Genomic DNA, 16,384 nt, shown 5'->3' on the forward strand with positions numbered 1-16,384 from the left:
CCACCAGGCAGGATGGCGCGCGTGGCGCTCCCCCTGACCCCGCCCCTGCAGCCGATGCTGGCCACCGCGGTGGACGAGATCCCGACCGGCTCGGACTGGGTGTACGAGCCGAAGTGGGACGGCTACCGCTGCCTGGTGTTCCGCGACGGCGACGACCTGGTCCTCCAGTCGCGCAGCGGCAAGCCGCTCAACCGGTACTTCCCGGAGGCGGTGGCCGCGCTGGCGCGCACCCTGCCCCGGCGGGTCGTGGTGGACGGCGAGCTGGTCGTGGCCAAGGGCGACAAGCTCGACTTCGACGCCCTGACCGAGCGCATCCACCCGGCCGCGAGCCGGGTGCGGCTGCTGTCCGAGCTGACGCCCGCGAGCTTCGTGGCGTTCGACCTGCTCGCGGTGGACGACGAGGTGCTGCTGGACCGGTCGTGCGCCGAGCGGCGGGCACGGCTGGAGGCCCTGGTCTCCCCCGGTGACTCGCTGCACCTGACGCCGGCCACCGCGGACCCCGCCCTGGCCCGCCAGTGGTTCGAGCTGTTCGAGGGCGCGGGGCTGGACGGCGTGATCGGCAAGCCCGCGTCCGCCGGGTACTCGCCGGGCAAGCGCACCATGATCAAGGTCAAGCACGCGCGGACCGCCGACTGCGTGGTCGCGGGCCTGCGCTGGCACAAGGACACCGAACCGGGCACGGCCGTCGGGTCGCTGCTGCTGGGCCTGCACGACGAGCGGGGCGTGCTGCACCACGTGGGGGTCGTCGGCTCGTTCAAGGCGGCCGAGCGGCGCGCGCTGGCGCAGGAGCTGGGCGGCCTGGCCACCGACGGCGAGCACCCGTGGCTGGTCGAGCCGGACGGCCGCCGCCTGCCCGGCGAGGTCAACCGGTGGCGCGGCAAGCATGCCGACTGGGTGGCGCTGCGCCCGGAACGCGTGCTGGAGATCGCCTACACCCAGACCGAGGGCGCCGCTCCGGCGCGCCTGCGGCACAACGGCCAGTTCCGCCGCTGGCGGCCGGACCGCGATCCCGCGTCGTGCTGCTACGACCAGCTCGACCAGCCCGCCCGCTACGACGTGGAATCCGTCCTGCGCGGCGAGGTCCGCCCGGCCTGAGGCCGGCCCCGTGCCGACGGCCGTCGGACCGCGACCGCGGTGCGGCGAATTCGCCACGCGATGCGGAGCCGGCCGCGTACCGTGATGGGCTGTGGCGGATGTCGACGCGTTGGTGGGGGAACTCGACGACCGGATGAGCCGGGACTGCCGGTCGCTGACGAAGTGGCGACACGTGCACCGCAGCACCGGTGTGGTCTACACGATCGTGCTCATCCTGGTGCCCGCCGTGCTCGCGGTCGGGTTCACCTCCTCGGAAACCGTGCTGGGCAAGACCCTGCTGCTGGTGGCCGCCGTCGTCGGTGGGCTCAACGTGACGTTCAAGCCTTACCTGCACAGCCAGAAGCGACGGGCGGACGTGAACACCATGCGGCTGCTGCGCGACCGGTTCCGGGCGGAGGTCGCGAAGGCCGATGACGTGATCGCGGTGTACGAGAAGTACGCGGCGCAGTACGCGGCGATCTTCGAGGCGCGGGGGCGGGAGTTGGTCGACGGCCACCTCGGCAAGGAAGAACCCGCAACCGAGCCCCCAGCCGAGCCCCCAGCCGAGCCTTCAGCCGGACCTTCAGCCGGGTCTTCAACCGGGTCCGCTCCGGCGCGCAGGGCTGATTAAGGCCGGTCGCAACACACCCGAACGCGAACGGGACCGGGATGAACGCACCCCGGACTGCCCAAAGACCCAGGCCGCGCTCCGCGCGGCGGCGCTTCAGCGCAGCCGTGTGCCTCGTGTTCTCCCCGTACGGCCTGGGCGCAGCCCAATCATCTTTGTCGGGGGGTGTCAAGCACGCCCTTCGCTTGACACCCCCCGACAAAGATGATTGCCTCCGGCAGGCCGTACGGGGAGAACACGACGCACTTCCCTCCTCCTTGGGGGCCTCTCGGCCGCTCTTCTTACTAAGATCGCGCACCGATCCAGGAAATATTTGGTGCGGTACGGATCCAGGTAAAAACCAAAAGAGTCCTCGCCGGACAGGCAGGCCGCCAAGGAGAATGAAAAGAAACAGCGGTCGTGTTCCCCCCGCATGACCTGTCAAAGACGACCATGCTTTCTCGGGGGGCGCAAGCGAAAAGCGTGCTTGCACCCCCCAAGAAAGCATGGTAGCCCTCCGGGCAGGCCATACGGGGAGAACACGAGAGCACCGGACTGCACGGGGCGTGCCGAAAGCCAAAAGCAGGGTCGGGGTGCGCCAGTCGTGTGGAGGGTGTCAGGGCCTGTTGTCAGCGCCTGTTGTCAGGGCTCGGGTCTGGCGCTGCGGGTCGCGCCTACCGAAGCGAGGACCACGCAGCACACCGCGACCCACTGCGAAGGTCGCAGAGCCTCGTGCAGCACGACCAGGCCGGCGAACGCCGCGACCGCCGGTTCGAGGCTCATCAGGATGCCGAAGACCCTGGGCGGGATGCGGCGCAGCGCTTCCAGCTCCAGCGAGTACGGGATGACCGAGGACAGCAGCGCGACCGCCGCGCCCGCGATCAGCACGACCGGGTCGAGCAGCGCCGTGCCTGCGTCGGCCATCCCGAACGGCAGGACCAGGGCCGAGCCGAACACCATCGCCAGCGCCAGCCCCTTGCCGTCGGACGTGCGGCTGCCCAGCGCGGCGGCCAGCAGGATGTACGCGGCCCAGCACGCGGCGGCGGCGAGGGCGAACAGCACGCCGGTCAGCTCCAGCCCGCCGTCGGCCCTGGTGAGCAGGACCACGCCGAGGGCGGCGAGCAGCGCCCACAGCCCGTCCACCCAGCGCCGCGACCCGAGCACGGCCACCGCCAGCGGCCCCAGGAACTCGATGGTCACCGCCGCGCCCAGCGGGATGCGCTCGATGGCCTGGTAGAAGGTCAGGTTCATCGTCCCGAGGACCGCGCCGTAGCCGGCGACGACCAGCAGCGTGCGCCGGTCCAGCCGGAACGACGGCCGCCACACCACCAGCAGCACCGCGGCCGCCAGCACCAGCCGGAGCGTCACCGTGCCGGCCGAGCCCACCAGCGGGAACAGCTGCTTGGCCACCGCCGCGCCCACCTGGACGCTGACCACGCCCAGCAGCACGAGGGCGGGTGGCGGGACCGCGCCGAAGGCCCGCGCCGCGACGGCGGGCACACCGGAACCGGGCAGCCGCCGCTCGGGCAGACCTTCGACGCGCACCATGACCACGGCGCCCATCTTCCCAGCCCGCTCACCGAAGTCTCACCTGCGCTGTGTGAGGCTTTCCACCTGCCGTCGGAGATGAGAGCGAGGGACAACCGTGCCGCGTCGGCGTCGCGCCGCCCTGTTGCTGGTGGCCCTGAGCGCGCTGACCGCGTGCAGCGCGGGCCCGTCGAACCGCCCGGTGATCGCCGTGCACGGCGAGGGCGACCAGACCCGGGCCGCGACCCCGACCGGTCCCCGCGAGGTCCCGCCGCTGGAGAGCTACCGGTCGACCCTGGCCTGGTCGCCGTGCACCGAGCAGACCCGGGCGCGGATGGGCTCGTCCGCGCCGGCCGGTGGTGGCGAGTACGAGTGCGCGCGGCTGACCGTGACGCTCGACGCGCCCAGCCGGCCCGGTCGCGGCAACCTCGGCATGGCGCTGCTGCGCGTGGGCACGGGGGCGAGCGCCCTGGTCGTGGTGGGCGACCCGGACGGCGAGCCGGGCACGCTCAAGGCCGCCCGGCTGGCCGCGGCGCTGCCGCCCGCGGTGCTGAGCACGTTCACGCTGATCGGCGTCGACCGGCGGGGCACCGGGCGGTCGGACGGGGTGCAGTGCGTGCCGGAGGGCGCGCGGGTCGACGTGGTGGAGTCGGACCCGGCCTCGCCGTCCCACGACGAGCTGCTGGAGGCCATCGGCCGGGCCAGCCAGGAGTGCGTGCTGGACCTGGAGAACCGGCTGCCCGCCGTCGACTCCTGGCGCACGGCGGCCGACCTGGAGCGGCTGCGCGACGCCCTGGGCACCCCCCACCTGAACGCCATCGGCATCGGCGACGGGTCGAGGGTCCTCACCCTCTACGCGAGCCGCTACCCCGACCGGGTGGGGCGGATGGTGTTCGACGGCGCGCCGGACCCGACCGTGGACGTGCCGGGGGTGGCCGAGGCGCGGGCCGTCGCGGCGGAGGCGACGTTCACCGAGTTCGGCGAGGACTGCGCGATCCGGTCCTGCCCGCTGGGCGCGGACGCGGCCAAGCGGTTCACCGCGCTGCTGTCGGCCCTGCGCACCAAGCCGCTGCGCGGCGCCGAGCTGGACCTGACGCCCGGCACCGCCACCACCGCGGTCCTGGTGGGCCTGGCCGACCGCGCGCGCTGGCCCGCGCTGGCCGAGGCCATCGCGGCGGCCGAGGGCGGCGACGCCGCGCCGCTGACCGGCTTCGCGCTCCCGCTGGTCCTGGACGACGAGGACGGCCTGGCGCTGTTCGACCCCGGCTTCGTCATCGGCTGCAACGACACGACCACCCGCATCCCGCCGGAGAGCGTGGCGGGCCTGGTGGAGAGCTGGCGCGACAAGTACCCCCTGTTCGGGGCGTGGCACGCGCGCCGACTGCTGCTGTGCGGGCCGTTCCCGGTGCCGCAGCCGGAGCCGGTGCCGGCGCTGACCAGCGCGCCGCCGGTGCTGGTGGTCACCACGGCCAACGACCCGGTCACGCCGCAGGGCGGCAGCGAGCGCGCGGCCCAGGCGCTGCCCGCCGGGGTCGTCGTCGGCTGGCAGGGCAGCGGGCACGGCGCGCTCGGCCGGTCCTCGTGCGCCGCGCAGGCCGTGGAGGAATTCCTCGTCAACGGCCGGGCGCCGGCCGGCGGAACCGTTTGCCCGCCCTGATCGTATTTGTTCCCGATAAATGCACCCGGCGCGCCGGCCGACAAAGGGGACGCATTCTCGCTTTTCCCCGTCCGCGGCGCCGCCGGGCGCCTCGCGGCACCGGCGGGCGACGGCCCCCGGGCGCGGAGCACCCGGGGGCCGTCGCCGATCCCGCAGCGGAGTTCAGCAGCTGGAACAGCACCCGCAGCCGGGACCCGTGCAGCCGCCGCAGCAGCCGCACCCACTGGCCTGGACCTGTTCCGTGGTCGTGATTTCTACCGTCATCATGGCCTCCGTGATTGCGCGGACATCCAGCATCGGCACGGTGTGACGGTCCCCAGAGTGCGCTGCGCCGCCGGCCGAGGGAAGTGGCTTCACCCGATCGCGGAACATTAATCATCAGAATGTCGCACTACGTGGCCGCAATTCAGCCGGTCAGCTCGTCCAATGCCCGTTGGGCTGCTTCCAACTCCGCGCGCAGTTGCTCGACGCGAGCCAGGTGCCGTTCCCGGGCGGCGCTCAGCACCGCCTCCACGGCCTCGTCCACCTCCGGCGGCAGCAGCTTCGCGGCCTGCGCCACCGCCGAGGCCGCGACCGGCGCGGCCCGGAGCACCCGCTTCGCACCCGTCTGCACGTCGACCGTCCACTCCCCCTCGGCCGTCGACGTCAGCGTCACCGTGACCTCGGCGGGCGCGGCCTTCTTGCGGGCCGCGGGCCGGGCCGGCCTCGCCTCGGCCGGAGCGGGCTTCGGCGCGGGCTTGGCGGGCGCCGGCTTGACGGGCGCGGGCTTCGGCTCCGGGGTGTAGATGTGCTCGACGGGAGCCGGCCGCGGGGCGGGCGCGGGCTCGGGCGCCTTGGGCGGCGGCGTCCGCTTGCGCGGCGCGGGCTTCTCCAGGGTCAGCTCCGCGGGCGAGAACGACAGCTCGTCCTTCTCGCCGGTCGGCCGCACCTGGATGAAGTCGCCCTCCGCCGGCTCGGTGAACGCCACGACCTTGGCCGACCGCCCCGCCTCCACGCCGACGGCGGCGGAGGTGAACCACACCGCGGCCGGGCGACCCGCCTCGAGCTCCGCGCGCAGGTGGTCCACGTCCTCGGGGGACAGGGAGTTCTGCTTCGCCTTCGCCATGGGGGAACCTCCGCTGCGATCAAGATCCGTCGCGTGCAGCTTGCCCTACGGCACCGACAGTTCCGCGAGCCGCCGGTCGTGCACGCGGGCGAGCACCCACTGTGCGACCAGCGCGCCCACGAGCGCAAGCAGCATGTCCCAGTGGCTGTCCCACACGTCGCCCTGCGTGCCGAGGAAGTCCTCGGCGGACTCGCCGCCGAGGACCGCGCCGAGCCACTCCAGCAACTCGTAGCACGCGCTGATCGCCAGGCACACGGCGGTGACGAGGGTGAACGTCCAGCCGCCCGGCCGCAGCGGCGTCCGGCGCAGCAGGACCTCGCGCACCACGACCGCCGGGACGAACCCCTGCACGAAGTGGGCGAACCGGTCGTAGTGGTTGCGGTCGGCCCACGGCAGCTCGCCCAGCGGCACCTCCGCGTAGGTGTGGTGCGCGCCCAGCGCCAGCACCAGCGCGTGCCCGAACAGCAGCCCGTAGGCCAAGCCGGTCAACGGGAACCGCCGGCGGGTCAGCACCAGGACAGGCAGGGCGAGCAGGATCGGCGCGACCTCCAGCAGCCAGGTCGGGTAGCTCCTGGGCCGGATCGCGGACACCGCGACGGCCGCGGCGGTGAGCACCGCGAGGGCGGCCGGGAAGCGCGCGCCGCGCCCCGCCGCACCCCCTCGACCCCGTCCGTCCACTTCGGACTCATCCGGCTCCGCCACCGCTGCCCCGCCACGCCCTACCGGTCGGCGGCGCCCTGCTGCTCGGTGGCGTCCTCCGCCCGGAGCCGGTACTCGCACCCGTACTCGACCGCGTACTGGAGGTCGTAGTGGTGGACGATCTTGGGGCCGCCGTGCAGGTGCACGTGGGTGACCGTCGGCTTGGGCGCGTCCTCCGGCTTGCTGACGGAGTCGACCCGGCCGTCGAGGGGACCGCCGACGAACCGCACCACGTACGCACTGGTCACCGCTGGCCTCCCGCTCGTCGGCGTCCCGCCCATGGTACGAGAGGTGCAGTGGAATCGCGGCCGAACCGCGGTGACGACCAGCCGGTTGGCCCAAACCGGCGCACCTCCGGGCCGTCCGGAGTGGTCACGCCGGCGAGTAGCCTTGCCGGCTGTGGACCTGCTGCCGTTCGACGAGTACGCCGCGTCCCTGAACCGGAAGCGCGCCGCGGCCGGAGCCCTGTTCCGGGACGACGCCTCCCGCGTGCTGCTGGTCGAGCCCACGTACAAGCCGGAGTGGGAGATCCCGGGCGGGTCGGTGGACGCCGACGAGCCGCCGTGGCGCACCGCCGCGCGGGAGGTGGCGGAGGAGATCGGCCTGGACCGGCCGCTGGGGCGCCTGCTGGTGATCGACCACATGCCCGCCGACCCACCCCTGCCCGAGGGCCTGGCATTCATCTTCGACGGCGGCCTGGTCACCGCCGACGAGGTGGCCGCGATCGAGCCGGTCGACCCCGAGATCCGCTCGGTCGGCCTCTACCCGCCGGCGCGGGTCCGCGCCCTGGTCAAACCGGCGCTGGCCCGCCGCGTCGAGGCCGCCCTGGCCGCGGTCGCGGCGGGCGGGTTGGTGCTGTGCGAGTCCGGCGTGCCGGTCGACCGGACCGCCTGCCCCTGATCGCGCCGGGAGGCGGCTCGCGTAGGTCCTGCGCGACCTCCGGTCCCCTCGGCTCCGCGCTACAGGTACTCGCTCCAGCACACGCTGCACCGGCCCTTGCCGCGGTCCCTGGCCTGCCGGGCGGTCACCTGCTCCACGGGGTTGGGCTCGCGGCCGTGCCTGAGCGAATTGCGGACGCCCTGCCGGTAACCGGAGCACTCCGCATCGCGGTGGAAGGTCCGCCCGCCGACCGTGACGATGCCGGGGGTGTCCGGCGGCGGCCACGGCTGGTCGAGCTGGTAACCCCATCCCTGCGCGTCGTCAACGTTCACACCGGGACCATGCCAGGCCCGGGAACCGGGCGGAAGCGGCACTTCCACCCGACACCATGCCTCATGTCGCGATGGGGTGCAGCCGGCAGGCAAGGTGACGGACAGGACGCCGTGGCGTTCGCACCGGCAGCCGAGGAAACCCGGACCGCGCAAGGCATGGGGACGACGCACACGGTCCGGTCCTAGCCCCGCTTCCGATCAGGTCCTCCGGCACGTGCAGCCCGCCCGTCGGTCGCGGCAGCAACCGGTCGACCGCGTCACGCACGTCGAGCCGGCGTTCGACGCGGCGTTGGCGCCGGCGGAAGTCCCGGTAGTCCTGTCGGGCCCACGGCCGCGAGCACCCGCCGAACCGGTCGCGCGCACGTGAGCCGTCGAGCCCTGCCCCCGCCCGGCCTTCGCCGCCATCTGCGCGCTGGACAGGTGCAGCAACCCCAGGGCCTCGGTCGGCGCGGAGTCCGGCGCGGACGGATCGGGCACGTCCACCAGGCGCTCCAACTCGGTCGCTGCGATGAGCAGCACGGCCCGGTCGCGGATGCCGGTCAGGGGTGGCGGGGCACCACTCCAACCACGCCTCCACCTCTGCGAGGCGTCAGTTCGCTGGGCTGGGATACGCCACTGCATGTCAGTGAGCACGCATCGGCTTGTGTCAGTGGTTCGGCGGGTGGTGTGCCCGTCCCGGGCGTCAGTAGCGAGCCCGGGGTTGCTGCGGTCACCGGAGTACGGGGATTGCCAGGCACCTCGGACCCGGCAGCCGGACCGGCGCCTCAATCGCACCCGAAACCGCCCAACAGGGAAGGTTCCGCCCGCTCGACGGGGTAGCGTGAGCCGTGCCCGACGACCTGGACCACTCCCCGCTCACCGCCCCGGTCGACCCGGCCGCGGCATTGGCGCACGCGAAAGCGAACGGCGACCACCCGGGCCGCGACATGGCGTGCAGCGCACTCGTGTTCGCCGTGATCGTCGCCGCCTTCTTCGGTTTCTTGAGCATTCCGCTCGACATGTACCTCACCGGCGCCCATCCGGACGGCGGCGTCGGCGTCCGGCTCCTCGGGCTGCTGCCGCTGGTGATCGGTCTCGGGCTGATCGTCCTGGTCGTCGTCCAGGGCCGAAAAGGTAGCGGGCGGATCCGGGTCGACCACTACCGCATCATGCAGTTCGCCGCCCGCAACGGCATGGGCTACCGGATGAAGGTCAAGGACCCGGAGCAGGCCGCCGGGATCTTCGACATCGGCAACAACCGCTGCGCCGTCGACGTCGTCAGCATCGAAGGGCCACGTCCGATGGAGATCGGCCAGTACCGCTACACGGCCGGGTACCACGGCGCGGAAACGTACCACCTGGGCTACGCAACCACCCCTCTCGACGCCCACCTCCCCCACCTGCTGCTGACCTCGCGGGCGAAAGGCACGGGCGTTCCGCACATGTCCGGCGGGGCTTCCCTCGGGAACCCCGACCTGCGCGGCCCCGGCGCCGAAACTTTCACAGTCTCCGGGCCGTTCGGCAGAGCCGGGGAGATCCAGGCCCTGCTGGACCGCACCCTCTTCTCCCCCGACCTCCTGGCCCGCTACGCCGAACGCCCGGTCCACATCGAAATCGTCGAGAACCGCCTGTACTTCTTCTCCCCTGAGCCGCTGTCCACCACCGACCCGCAAACCTGGCGCTGGCTCCTCGCCCTGCTCGCCGACACCGCGGAGCGCCTGGAATCCTGAGCGCGGCCCACTGGAAACGAAGCTGTGGCCTGACGGCGCGGAGGCGTGCGCCGCCGGAGTGCGTCAAGAACTACAACGTTTCACTTCGTGCCCACCCCGAGGCTGTCCGGAACCAGAGCCTCGATGCCGAGGGCATCGACCGTCTCATCGCGCGACGCCCACCGGGATCGTGGGTGTCGGACCGGGCTCCTCGGTGGCGCCCGACATCGTGGTCGAGGCGCCGGAGCACTCGTGCGCCTGCGCTACTTCGTCGCGGAACCGTTCTGAAGCGGCATCATCGACTCACCGTCGAAGGTAATCGGCCCTGGCCGCTTGAGGTCTGCGAACGGGTGCGGTGGTCGCCCCGACGATGTCATGGGCGACCACCCGCCTGTTACGCGCGCCGATCGAAAAGATCGGACACCCGCCGGGGCGGTGATGCCCGGTCGACAGCACCCGGGTATCACATGCCGGTCTTTTTCTCCTTACGCCACCTCTGTATGCCCGCCATGACAAGGGATCCGGCGAGACAACCCACGACCACCGGAGCCCAAGGCGCTCGATCACTGATCGCGAAAGCCCCTACCAGCAGGAGTAAGCAGAGCGCTGCCGCGACCGAGTAGAACATGCGATAGCGGGTCGACTCCGGTGTGCGCCTCATCCAAAGATCCCTTCGATTTATTCGTGAACCGTCCCGCCCCACCGAGACCACCGCCGGTAATTCCCCCCAGCCCGTCGTCGGCGACTTCTTGCGAGCTGCCGCCCGCGATCTGCGAACCCAATGCCGCACCGGCACCACCCAGTAGACCCCCCATGACTGCACCGGCCGCGATGCAACCGACTCCACCGGTCACCGCGCAGGTGCTGACCAGGCCGATACCGATTCCGGTACCGATGAAGCCACCGATTCAACGCCTCACCCGAAGACTCACGCGAACTGTCCCGGCACACCGCGCCCAGGCTGTCCGACCACGACCTCGCCCACCTCGGCGCCTACCACGCCGCCGCCCGCCTCGTCCTCCACGGCGAACAGGCCCAGCCCTTCACCATGCCCACCTGGCCACTCCCGCCCGCCGTGCCCGGACGTGCCAGGGAAATCCGCGCCATAGCGCGCCGCACCGCCCGCACTCGCCCGACCGAGACCGCTACCAGCCGCAGCTCCCAGCCCGTCCGCGTCCGGCCTTCTCGCAACCCGTCGGGTTCCTCGCACCCCGCGGAGCGGATCGAGCCCGTCGCACGCCCACACAGCGCCGACCCCCGCCGCCACGCCTGACCCACTCCTCCCGCCGTTCCACCCACCCACTCCGCCTCGGCGCACCTCACGCCCCGGCGGCTTCACCCTGCCGATCCGGAGGCACCCACCATGATCACCAACCCCACCCGCCAACGTGCCTTGCGCGGCCACAAGCCCACCCGCCCTCATCCGCGTGCGGCCAACACCGCCGAACACCAGGCCCTCCTGGCGTGGCGGCTGACACCGCGCGACCGCTGGATCGCCCGGATGCTCTGGGAGCACCGGGTGCTCACCGCCCACCAGATCACCACCCTGGCCTTCCCGTCGTTCCGGTCCGGGCGCCAGCGGCTGCGCGAGCTCTACACCTGGGGCATCGTCGACCGCTTCCAACCGTTCGTCACCATCGGCACCGCCCCCATGCACTACGTCCTGGCCCCTGCCGGAGCGGCCGTGCTCGCCGCCGAGGACGGCCTGGACGTCAAAGACCTCGGCTACCGGCACGACCGGGTCTTCGGCATCGCCCACAGCCTGCGCCTGGCCCACACCATCGGCGTCAACGAGTGGTTCACCGCCCTGGTCGACCGAGCCCGCCACCCCCAGCCCGGCGAACAGGTCGCGCTGACGGCCTGGTGGTCGGAGACCCGCTGCGCCCGCCACTTCGGCGACCTGATCAAACCCGACGCCTACGGCCGCTGGCACGACGGCGACCGACAGGTCGAGTGGTTCCTCGAGTACGACTTCGGCACCGACCCGCCCTCTTGGTGCCTGCCGCCGAGCACGAGCACCGCGCCGGAGGGATTGGCGTAGGCGCGCACGTCGGCCAGGACCAGGGTGCCGTTGGAGTGGATGCGGACGGTGTAAGGGGCACCGTGCCCAGGGCGATTCCGGGTGCACTCCTCGCCCACCCGAACCAGGCCGACGGCGAGCAGGTCCACGACCGAGGCCCACACCGCAAGTTCCACCTCGGCAAGGCGGTCGGGAGCGCCTGCCCGGGCCGCCGCCGCGCAGGCGTCCAGCTCGGGCGATCACGACCGGTTGTGGCCGCCGACCTTCTCGGCCCACAGGAGACCTTCACCGGGACAGAGACCGGGACAGGGACGCGCTCGATCGTCATGCGGCTGATTCGGTTATACCTCGACCTGCTCTACCTGGGCGTGACCGTCCTCGCCGGTCCACGACGCGGAAGCTCGCGGGCAACGCGCAGGTCGCGGGGGACGACATGGGAGTCGTCCCCCGCGACCAGGGATCAGCGCGGCCGCCGCTCGTCCTTGAGCCGCTTGGCCGCTTTGAGGACCATGTACGCGACACAGGCCAGGCACGCGATCAGCAGGGCGATCACCACGGGGACCGGGCCGCCGTTCAGCGTCACGACCACCCCGATCGCCGACAGCGCGATCAACGCCATCAAGGCGAGGAAGACGTGCTTGTCCATCCCGTTCTTCTTCGTCATCGACACCTTCCTCGGCTTGATCGGGCTACTTCGCCACCAGGGTCAGAAGCTCCTGGCAAGCCACTGGGCCCCCTTGACGGCCAGACCACCGGTGCCGGCGCCGAGCGCGCCCCCGATGGCCCCACTGATGGCGGCGTCGCGAACCTTCGCCTGATCGCCGCCGCCGATGAGCGCTCCCGCCATGGCCCCGAAGGAGCCGAACATGGCACCGGCCGCGACGCCTCCGACGAGACACCCGACGCCCGCCGTCCCCGCGCACACCGCGCCGCCGATTGCGAGACCGACGATCTGACCCCCGTGGCTGCCGATGTCCTGCCCCAGGTCGGCCCAGCTGTAGGCGCCGGTTGGGTCGCTGTTGTTGATGGGGTCGCCTTGGGCGTAGTTGTAGGGGTTGGGTTCCTGGCCGGTGGGGTCGGGTGAGCGGAAGCGGGCGTAGGCGCTGTCGTAGACGCGGTAGCCCAGCAGGTAGTGACCGCGCTGGAGCTGGTAGGCGCCGAGGTAGCGGAACGGGTTGGCCGCCGCCGCGGGACCGGTGGCGCTGACGGCGCCGTAGGGGGCGTAGGTGTACTCGGCGGCGAGGTTGCCGGCGGTGTCGACCAGCGCGAGGACGCTGCCCTGGTGGTCGGTGACCGCGCCGTAGCGGGCGCCCGCCTTGTCCTTGAGGCCGATGAGCAGGCCGTCGGTGTCGCGGGTGTAGCTGGAGCGCCCCCCGTTGTCCACGGTTTCTGTTACCCCGAGGGCGGTGCGGGTGAACACGTGCGTGACGGCGGTGCCGCCGGTCGGGGTCTCGGTGATGGTGCGGGGTTGGGTCTGGTCGCTGGTGTCGTAGGCGAAGTCCAACACCTTGGTGGTGCCGAGGTTGCCGGTGAGCACCTGGTTGGTGGGGCTGTAGGTGAAGTTGCTGTCGGGGTTGGTGGTGGACTTGTAATTGCCCGCGCCGTCGAAGGCCACCACCGTGTCGTCGACCTTGGTGCACCGGGGCGCCGGTGATGATCGTGTTCCACGAGGTCGTGGCGTGCCTCTGGTAGGTCGCGGCGACCCCGACGCCGTCCTCGGTGGGCTTGGTCAGCCGCAGGGTCGACAGGCCGTACTCGAACCGGTAAGCGCGGCCTGCGGGTCGATCACCGCGCTGGGCAGGTTCGAGTACCCCGGCGTGTACTCGACCTTGGTCTTGCCGCCGGCGCGGTCGCCGAACTCCGCGAGGTTGCCGTTCGTGTTGTAGACGCGCTCGCCGTCCGGCAACTGACGCCAGGCTGGGTCACGCAGGCGTGAGACCGACCGGTCTCAGCAGCTCAAGCCTTCTTCCGCGACGGCTGCACGCGCGGCGGCTCGCCGGGCATCTTCGGGTAGTCCGGGGGGTAGGGCAGTTCGCCCCGGTCGTCGGCCGCGTACCACTCCAGCAGCGTCTCCAGGCCGAACGCCGCGGAGTCCAGGTCGGCGTGCGGGTCGCCGTGCTCGGCCAGGTACGCCGGCACGGTGAGGACGTCGAAGTCGTCCGGGTCCACTGTGGACAGCAGGTCCCAGGTGACGGGGGTGGAGACGGTGGCGCGGGGTGTGCCGCGGACCGACCAGGCCGACGCCACCGTGCGGTCGCGGGCGGCCTGGTTGTAGTCCAGGAAGACCCGCTCGCCGCGTTCCTCCTTCCACCACGACGTGGTGGCCAGGTCCGGCGCGCGGCGCTCCACCTCGCGGGCCAGGGCGATGACCGCGTGCCGCACCTCGACGAAGTCCCACTCCGGCCTGATGCGCACCGCCACGTGGACGCCCCGGCCGCCGGAGGTCTTCGGGTAGCCGGTCATCCCCAGCTCGGCCAGCACCTCGCGCAGCACCAGCGCGACCCGCACGGCGTCGGCGAAGTCCGTGCCGGGCTGCGGGTCGAGGTCCACCCGCAGCTCGTCGGGGTGGTCGGTGTCGGGCTGCCGCACCGGCCACGGGTGGAAGTCGAACGTGCCGAGGTTCGCCGCCCAGGCCAGGACCGCGGGCTCGGTGGGGCACACCTCGTCGGCCGGGCGGCCGGACGGGAACCTGACCCGGGCGGTCCGCACCCACTCGGGAGCGCCCTTGGGCAGCCGCTTCTGGTAGAACGCCTCGCCGGTCACGCCGTCGACGTACCGCTTGAGCGTCGTCGGGCGGTCCCGCAGGACCTTCAGCAGCGGTTCCGCCACCGCCAGGTAGTACTCCACGACCTGGCGCTTGGTGATGCCGCGCTCGGGGAAGTAGGGCTTGTCCGGGTTGGACACCCGCACCACGCGCTCGCCGACGGTCAGTTCCAGAGCCTGGGCCACCCGTCGAGCCTAACCCGCGACCCCGTCAACCGGGACCGCGTGCCGCCAGGCCGGTCACGAAGGCGTCCAGTGCCAACTCGAAGCTGTCGCGGTCCGGCTCGCGCGCCACCGACCGCGGCAGGTGCGCCTCGTCCGGGTTCGGGTAGCGGTCCCCGGTGAACGAGCCGAGCGCCGCCCCGAGCACCAGGTACACCAACGCCTCCGCGATCATGGCGGCCTCGCGGCGCGTCCAGCCGGCGGCGACCAGGGCGCCGTGCACCGCGTCCAGCCGCCGCAACGGGGTCTCGCGGTGCGCCGGGCCGCGGGCCAGGAACGGCACGATGTTCGGGTGCTCGGCCAGCGCCGCCCGGTAGGAGCGCCCGCAGGTGACCAGGCCGTGCCGCCAGTCGCCGGCGGCGAAGCCGGAGACGTCGACCTCGGCCAGGACGTCGCCGGCGACCTCGTGCAGCAGGTCGTCCTTGGTCGCCACGTGCCCGTAGAGGGACGCGGCGCGCACGCCCAGCTCGGCGGCCAGCTTCCGCATCGACAGGCCGGCCGGCCCGTCCCGGTCGATGATGGCCAGGGCGGTCGCCCGGATGCGGGAGGCGCTCAGGACCGGCTTCCTCGGCACCGCGCCTCCTCTTGCACCGGGTTCGCCCGCGCGCCTACGTTGGAAAACTAACACCGTTCGGCAAGGAGGCCACGGGGTGGACCTGCGCATCTCCGACGAGCACGAGCAGCTCAGGCGACTGGCCCACCGGTTCACCGAGGAGCGGATCGTCCCGCACGCCACCCGCTGGGACCGGGACGAGGCGATCGACCGCGACCTGGTGCCCGCGCTGGGCGAGGTCGGGTTCCTCGGCCTGGGCGTCGCCGAGGAGCACGGCGGCTCCGGCGGCGACCACCTCGCGTACTGCCTGGTCCTGGAGGAGGTCGCGCGCGGCGACTCGGCGGTGCGCGGCATCGTGTCCGTCTCGCTCGGGCTGGTCGCGAAGTCCGTCGCCGAGCACGGCACCGAGGAGCAGAAGCGGCGGTGGCTGCCCGAGCTGTGCTCGGGCCGGGCGCTGGCCTGCTTCGGCCTCACCGAGCCCGGCACCGGCTCCGACGCGGCGTCGCTGGCCGCGCGGGCCGTGCGGGACGGCGGCGACTGGCTCCTCACCGGCCGGAAGGTGTTCATCACCAACGGGACGTGGGCCGACGTGGCGCTGGTCTTCGCCCGCACGGGCGGGCCCGGCCCCAGGGGCATCACGGCGTTCCTCGTGCCCACCGACTCCCCCGGCTTCGAGGCCCGCGAGATCCGGGGCAAGCTCGGGATGCGCGGGCAGGCCACGGCGGAGCTGGTGCTCGACGGGGTCCGCGTGCCGGACGCGGACCGGCTGGGCGACGAGGGCGCCGGCTTCCGGCTGGCGATGGCGGCGCTCGACCGGGGCCGGATGTCCGTCGCCGCCGGGTGCGTGGGCGCGGCCCGCGGCGCGCTGGAGGCGAGCGTCCGGTACGCCAAGGAGCGCGAGCAGTTCGGCAGGCCCATCGCGGGCTTCCAGCTCGTGCAGGAGCTGCTGGCGGACATGGCGGTGGAGACCGACGCCGCCCGCCTGCTCACGTGGCGCTGCGCCGACCTCGCCGACCGGGGCGAGCCGTACCGCACGGAGGCGTCCATGGCGAAGCTGTACGCCAGCGAGGCGGCCGTGCGGGTGGCGAACAACGCCATCCAGGTCTTCGGCGGCTACGGCTACGTCGACGAGTACCCGGTCGGCAAGTACCTGCGCGACACCAGGGTCACCACCCTGTACGAGGGCACCAGCCAGATCCAGAAGCTGCTCATCGGCCGGGCGCTGACGGGCATCGACGCGTTCGCGTGACGCGGGCAG

General features: G+C 72.5%; 16 protein-coding genes and 3 pseudogenes. 8 read left to right on the top strand and 11 right to left on the bottom strand.

Features of this window, described 5'->3' with window-relative positions; all coding sequences use genetic code 11:
• The first annotated feature begins 12 nt into the window (after window positions 1–12).
• Together JOE68_RS07095 and JOE68_RS07100 are read left to right on the top strand one after the other, a co-directional pair.
• Window positions 13–1,095, top strand: coding sequence for an ATP-dependent DNA ligase (locus JOE68_RS07095; protein ID WP_204841531.1), 1,083 nt, complete (start codon window positions 13–15; stop codon window positions 1,093–1,095).
• A 91-nt stretch (window positions 1,096–1,186) separates the two neighbouring features.
• Window positions 1,187–1,705 carry a hypothetical protein gene (locus tag JOE68_RS07100; RefSeq protein WP_204841532.1) on the top strand — a complete coding sequence of 173 codons (519 nt, stop codon included), beginning with the start codon at window positions 1,187–1,189 and terminating at the stop codon, window positions 1,703–1,705.
• Between the two features lie 618 nt (window positions 1,706–2,323).
• Here JOE68_RS07100 and JOE68_RS07105 read toward each other — a convergent pair.
• Window positions 2,324–3,244, bottom strand: a complete 921-nt coding sequence (locus JOE68_RS07105) for an EamA family transporter (protein WP_204841533.1) — start codon at window positions 3,242–3,244, stop codon at window positions 2,324–2,326.
• A gap of 82 nt (window positions 3,245–3,326) precedes the next feature.
• On the opposite strand from JOE68_RS07105, the gene JOE68_RS07110 reads away from it, so the two are divergent.
• Window positions 3,327–4,865, top strand: coding sequence for an alpha/beta hydrolase (locus JOE68_RS07110; protein ID WP_204841534.1), 1,539 nt, complete (start codon window positions 3,327–3,329; stop codon window positions 4,863–4,865).
• Between the two features lie 406 nt (window positions 4,866–5,271).
• Here JOE68_RS07110 and JOE68_RS07115 read toward each other — a convergent pair whose 3' ends face one another.
• From JOE68_RS07115 to JOE68_RS07125, 3 genes are read right to left on the bottom strand one after another with little or no spacing between them, the layout of a single operon-like run.
• A complete protein-coding gene (locus JOE68_RS07115; protein ID WP_204841535.1) occupies window positions 5,272–5,970 on the bottom strand; it encodes a DUF6319 family protein in 699 nt (232 codons plus the stop codon).
• A 45-nt stretch (window positions 5,971–6,015) separates the two neighbouring features.
• The gene (locus JOE68_RS07120; RefSeq protein ID WP_307819563.1) at window positions 6,016–6,648 is read right to left on the bottom strand and encodes a DUF2238 domain-containing protein; all 633 of its coding nucleotides are present in this window, start codon (window positions 6,646–6,648) and stop codon (window positions 6,016–6,018) included.
• Window positions 6,649–6,689: 41 nt separating this feature from the next.
• Entirely contained in the window at window positions 6,690–6,917 is a 228-nt protein-coding gene (locus tag JOE68_RS07125; protein WP_204841536.1) for a DUF8847 domain-containing protein, read from the bottom strand.
• A gap of 151 nt (window positions 6,918–7,068) precedes the next feature.
• Here JOE68_RS07125 and JOE68_RS07130 point away from each other — a divergent pair, with 151 nt between their 5' ends.
• Window positions 7,069–7,569 (top strand): NUDIX domain-containing protein, encoded by a 501-nt coding sequence (locus JOE68_RS07130; protein WP_204841537.1) that lies wholly within the window; start codon window positions 7,069–7,071, stop codon window positions 7,567–7,569.
• A gap of 59 nt (window positions 7,570–7,628) precedes the next feature.
• Here JOE68_RS07130 and JOE68_RS07135 read toward each other — a convergent pair whose 3' ends face one another.
• Both JOE68_RS07135 and JOE68_RS07140 read right to left on the bottom strand, forming a co-directional pair.
• Window positions 7,629–7,880, bottom strand: coding sequence for a hypothetical protein (locus JOE68_RS07135; RefSeq protein ID WP_204841538.1), 252 nt, complete (start codon window positions 7,878–7,880; stop codon window positions 7,629–7,631).
• Between the two features lie 198 nt (window positions 7,881–8,078).
• Entirely contained in the window at window positions 8,079–8,399 is a 321-nt protein-coding gene (locus JOE68_RS07140) for a hypothetical protein (protein WP_204841539.1), read from the bottom strand.
• Between the two features lie 308 nt (window positions 8,400–8,707).
• Here JOE68_RS07140 and JOE68_RS07145 point away from each other — a divergent pair, with 308 nt between their 5' ends.
• The 3 genes and pseudogenes from JOE68_RS07145 to JOE68_RS07150 form a co-directional block, all read left to right on the top strand.
• Window positions 8,708–9,589, top strand: a complete 882-nt coding sequence (locus tag JOE68_RS07145; RefSeq protein WP_204841540.1) for a hypothetical protein — start codon at window positions 8,708–8,710, stop codon at window positions 9,587–9,589.
• Window positions 9,590–10,475: 886 nt separating this feature from the next.
• Window positions 10,476–10,841 (top strand): annotated as a pseudogene (locus JOE68_RS30980) (type VI secretion protein); the annotation flags it as partial.
• A 90-nt stretch (window positions 10,842–10,931) separates the two neighbouring features.
• Window positions 10,932–11,552 (top strand): annotated as a pseudogene (locus JOE68_RS07150) (replication-relaxation family protein); the annotation flags it as partial.
• 496 nt (window positions 11,553–12,048) lie between these two features.
• Here JOE68_RS07150 and JOE68_RS07155 read toward each other — a convergent pair.
• The 5 genes and pseudogenes from JOE68_RS07155 to JOE68_RS07175 form a co-directional block, all read right to left on the bottom strand.
• Window positions 12,049–12,252, bottom strand: a complete 204-nt coding sequence (locus JOE68_RS07155) for a hypothetical protein (protein WP_204841541.1) — start codon at window positions 12,250–12,252, stop codon at window positions 12,049–12,051.
• 42 nt (window positions 12,253–12,294) lie between these two features.
• A pseudogene (locus tag JOE68_RS07160) lies at window positions 12,295–13,218 on the bottom strand (RHS repeat-associated core domain-containing protein); the annotation flags it as partial.
• Window positions 13,219–13,317: 99 nt separating this feature from the next.
• Window positions 13,318–13,494: a hypothetical protein gene (locus JOE68_RS07165; RefSeq protein ID WP_204841543.1), complete on the bottom strand. Its 177-nt coding sequence runs from the start codon at window positions 13,492–13,494 to the stop codon at window positions 13,318–13,320.
• A 50-nt stretch (window positions 13,495–13,544) separates the two neighbouring features.
• Complete coding sequence (ligD, locus tag JOE68_RS07170) at window positions 13,545–14,537, bottom strand: non-homologous end-joining DNA ligase (RefSeq protein WP_204841544.1); 993 nt, start codon at window positions 14,535–14,537, stop codon at window positions 13,545–13,547.
• Window positions 14,538–14,562: 25 nt separating this feature from the next.
• Window positions 14,563–15,147 (bottom strand): TetR/AcrR family transcriptional regulator, encoded by a 585-nt coding sequence (locus JOE68_RS07175; protein ID WP_204841545.1) that lies wholly within the window; start codon window positions 15,145–15,147, stop codon window positions 14,563–14,565.
• A gap of 76 nt (window positions 15,148–15,223) precedes the next feature.
• On the opposite strand from JOE68_RS07175, the gene JOE68_RS07180 reads away from it, so the two are divergent.
• On the top strand, window positions 15,224–16,375 hold the full coding sequence (locus tag JOE68_RS07180; RefSeq protein ID WP_204841546.1) for an acyl-CoA dehydrogenase family protein: 1,152 nt from the start codon (window positions 15,224–15,226) through the stop codon (window positions 16,373–16,375).
• The last annotated feature ends 9 nt before the right edge of the window (window positions 16,376–16,384 follow it).

The sequence above is a fragment of the Saccharothrix algeriensis genome (assembly GCF_016907655.1).
Taxonomy (GTDB): Bacteria; Actinomycetota; Actinomycetes; order Mycobacteriales; family Pseudonocardiaceae; genus Actinosynnema; species Actinosynnema algeriense.

Bases quoted from the DNA above. Each gene is read 5' to 3' on its own strand.
- JOE68_RS07105 (WP_204841533.1), bottom strand. From the start codon at position 3,244: ATGGGCGCCGTGGTCATGGTGCGCGTCGAAGGTCTGCCCGAGCGGCGG.
- JOE68_RS07115 (WP_204841535.1), bottom strand. From the start codon at position 5,970: ATGGCGAAGGCGAAGCAGAACTCCCTGTCCCCCGAGGACGTGGACCAC.
- JOE68_RS07095 (WP_204841531.1), top strand. From the start codon at position 13: ATGGCGCGCGTGGCGCTCCCCCTGACCCCGCCCCTGCAGCCGATGCTG.
- JOE68_RS07155 (WP_204841541.1), bottom strand. From the start codon at position 12,252: ATGACGAAGAAGAACGGGATGGACAAGCACGTCTTCCTCGCCTTGATG.